Below are 2,694 nucleotides of genomic sequence, written 5' to 3' on the forward strand. Positions count from 1 at the left end.
TTCCATGTCGGTGCGTGGCTTGATGCGGGTGTTGACCGAATTGTTGATGTTGACGATCGTCGCCCACAGTTTGCGGGTCAGTTCGACCGGCGCACCCTTCGGGGTCCGTTCGCTGCATTCGCCAGGACTGCGCTGGCAGAACTCATAATGGCCAACAGGCTGGGTGGTGCGTCCGCCGGTGTGCATATAGGCCGGTCCCGCGGCATATGCTGATCCCCAAGCGGAAAGCTGCATCGCCATTGCCACCAGCAACAGCTTGCCCCTCGTTTTCTTCATTGTTGTAGTCTCCCCGTTCGAAGGAGACATTGCCACATGCGGATTTATTTGACGCAAAAGCTCGAAGTAGATATTGAGTAAAACTCCAGTAGAATAAACGTAAAATTTGAATCATTTCAGTATTAATTCGTTTGGATTTTGAGGCGCCAATCTCGACGCGCGGAGGGCTGCCAAGCCCCGCCAAGAGTGGCCTAAGCATGCAGGTCATGGCGTCGAAAACAAAAAACCGGCCACAAGGGCCGGTTTCCTGGAGTGTCGCTGTCTGCTCAGGTGCGTGGCGTGTTGAATTCGGAATCGAGCGTTTCGGGGCGCTGGATCACAGCGAATTCGATGGCGACGCCGTCCTCGAAATGACGCACGACCTGCCCGCGCATGGTGCCAAGCATAACCTGGATGCCAATCGCCGGCTTGACGTCGATCTCGACCGCGGCGCCGGAGAGCGAAAGGTCGATGATACGGCATTGGTACTGGCGGCCGTCGGTGAGCTGCAGCACGCTGGTCGGATTGCGCGGCGCGACGCGCTCGTGGCGGCGATCTTCCGGCAGGTCGAGTTCATGCTTGTTGGCGAGCCAGGTCAATTGCGCGGCCAGCTTGTCCTTCTTGCGATCCGACGCGATGACGGTCATCGCGAAACCGTCCTGTAAGGTGCGGGTGACGACACCTTCGATGCGGCCGATATGATCGATGTAGGCAATGATTTTTTCGCCGGGCATGCCGATGCGGTCGGTGCGAAACGCGACATTGCCCGGTGACATGTCGACGACCTGGCAGGGGTGTTCGGTGCGGTCTTCCAGCATGAAGCGTCCGTAGATTTTAACCCGGACGCGCTGAAAGTTACGCCTTTCAGCTTGGGACGGCGCATAGTCGACCGCCGCTGACCTCATGACTGCCTACACCCCGTTTGGCATCCCGCGCGCCGATGCGAGGAACTTCATCAGAGAAGTACAACAAAGCGGGTTAACAAAGGGAAAAAGCGGGCGCTCCAGGGGTTTCCTTTTTGCAGGTCGCGGTGCCAAAACAGCCGCGCAGTTTTGAGCGACGTGCATCAGGCCGCAAAGGGACTATTCCTCGCGCCCGCCATCGAACACGACGAGATGGCGGATGCGGCGCGCCCGGCCGAGTGCCGAGATCGTCTCGGGTGCTCCAAGTTCATCGGGAACGAGCGAGGGAACATCGATCGCCGGGCGATTGTTGAGAAGCTCCTTCTCCGGATCGATGACGCGTATCGAATCGATCAACGCATCGGTGATCGGATCGGCACCCAGCCAGAAGGGTTTCTCCACGGCACTGATGACGCCCAGGCAGCGCGGATTTTCGACGCCGCCGTCCAGCGGCAGGGCAAGCAGTTCGAACTTGTTGGAACGCCCGTTGCGGCTGAAACCCTCATAGCTGATGAGCACGACCGACTTCTGCTCGAAGACGCCATGGATCAGCCGCGAGACGAGCCGCTGATCCTTCTCGCGCCACAGCGATGGAAAGGAAAACCCCTTGAGTTCGCGGCCGTAGCAGGCGCAAAGCCTGGTGCCGGCCAGCCGGAATACGGCTTGCCCGCGCGTGTCCCGTTCCAGGATAAAGGTGTCGGCCAGCAGCGACTTGATGTCGGCCGGCTCGACCTCCGAACGCTTCGGGGCAGGACGTCCGTCACGCAGGCGATTCCAATATTGGAACAGCGTGATCGATCCATTCTGGTTCATGCTATGCTGCTCCGCGCATTCTGTCGTCTGATGTCCCATCGGTGAACAGAAGGGCGCCCTCCGATGACCTACATGCGTTGCGGAGCAGGAAGCGTGCCAGCGTCGTTAACACTTGTTCACGGGTCGGGGCCGTTAAGGTTAACAGGTGGTTTACGTTGCATCGAAGCGAGCCCCGTGGCACACAAAAACCACTCCAGAAGCGGTCGTTTCGCGACGATCGGCAGCACTTCAGTCAAGAGTTTTAGGGGAGCAGGGGGCTCGACCAGCCGTTCAAGGGAAACCTTGAACGGCTTCTTTTTTGATTCGCGCCGCGGCGATTCGCGGTTTGCGGTTCGGTCCGTGGTGATCTAGATGCTCGAACCCCGAATCCCGCAGAGTGCAATTTCAAATGAGTGAACCGGCATCTCCCTCGGAAGTCGACCCGGTCGAGGGCGCACCCGAACCGCGGCGCGAGCCGGTGTTCAACCTGCCGCCCGTCGTGCTGGCGGTGATCGGCATCTGCGTCGTCGTCTACCTGTTGCAGCAATATGTGTTGAGCGAATCCCAGCAGATGACATTGCTGTATGACGGGGCCTTCATCCCCGTTCTCTACACCGGGCAATACGGCTTCGACTGGTTCCTGTTTTCGCGGCCCTTCACCTATGCCTTCATGCATGGCGGCTTTGCCCACATCGCCATCAACATGGTGTGGCTCGCCGCGTTTGGTTCACCATTGGCAAACCGT

At 59.1% G+C, this 2,694-nt stretch carries 4 protein-coding genes; 1 reads left to right on the forward strand and 3 read right to left on the reverse strand.

Features of this window, described 5'->3' with window-relative positions:
• From EN750_RS28100 to EN750_RS28110, 3 genes are all read right to left on the reverse strand, one after another.
• On the reverse strand, positions 1-276 hold a 276-nt coding region (locus tag EN750_RS28100; protein WP_189526518.1), incomplete at its 3' end, for a transglutaminase-like cysteine peptidase.
• 266 nt (positions 277-542) lie between these two features.
• Positions 543-1,160 carry a PilZ domain-containing protein gene (locus EN750_RS28105; protein ID WP_023812149.1) on the reverse strand — a complete coding sequence of 206 codons (618 nt, stop codon included), beginning with the start codon at positions 1,158-1,160 and terminating at the stop codon, positions 543-545.
• 177 nt (positions 1,161-1,337) lie between these two features.
• Positions 1,338-1,970 carry a PAS domain-containing protein gene (locus EN750_RS28110; protein WP_023812148.1) on the reverse strand — a complete coding sequence of 211 codons (633 nt, stop codon included), beginning with the start codon at positions 1,968-1,970 and terminating at the stop codon, positions 1,338-1,340.
• A gap of 388 nt (positions 1,971-2,358) precedes the next feature.
• Between EN750_RS28110 and EN750_RS28115 the strand changes: the two genes are divergently transcribed.
• The coding region (locus tag EN750_RS28115) for a rhomboid family intramembrane serine protease (protein ID WP_145967972.1) at positions 2,359-2,694 on the forward strand (336 nt) is incomplete at its 3' end.

It is taken from the genome of Mesorhizobium sp. M7A.F.Ca.ET.027.03.2.1 (assembly GCF_003999175.1).
GTDB lineage: Bacteria > Pseudomonadota > Alphaproteobacteria > Rhizobiales > Rhizobiaceae > Mesorhizobium.

Coding starts and splice junctions, on each gene's coding strand:
- EN750_RS28105 (WP_023812149.1), bottom strand. CDS start 1,160: ATGAGGTCAGCGGCGGTCGACTATGCGCCGTCCCAAGCTGAAAGGCGT.
- EN750_RS28110 (WP_023812148.1), bottom strand. CDS start 1,970: ATGAACCAGAATGGATCGATCACGCTGTTCCAATATTGGAATCGCCTG.